1 protein-coding gene is annotated in these 230 nt (G+C 70.4%); it reads right to left on the reverse strand.

The features are described from left to right. A partial coding sequence (locus SB751_RS35885; protein ID WP_410749717.1) for a TetR/AcrR family transcriptional regulator occupies positions 1–199 on the reverse strand: 199 nt, incomplete at its 3' end. Between the last annotated feature and the right edge of the window lie 31 nt (positions 200–230).

Consider the following 230-nt stretch of genomic DNA (forward strand, 5'->3'; position numbering starts at 1 on the left):
GGTAGTTGACCGCGGCGAGGTTCACCGCCGCGCGCGACGTGATCTGCCGCATCGACATCGCTTCGAAGCCATGCTCGATGAACAGGTCCTCGGCCGCATCGAGGATGCGCGCCTTCGTGCCGCCGGCCTGCCGATTGCCGGGTGCCCGCGTCCCGGACGGCCGTCCCGCGGACGATCGTCCCTCCTGAGTTACTGCCATGTCCCGCCTCCCTATGCCGGTCGCGCGGCCG

Origin of the sequence: Cupriavidus sp. SIMBA_020, assembly GCF_046535395.1 — a bacterium.
Lineage (GTDB): Bacteria > Pseudomonadota > Gammaproteobacteria > Burkholderiales > Burkholderiaceae > Cupriavidus > Cupriavidus campinensis.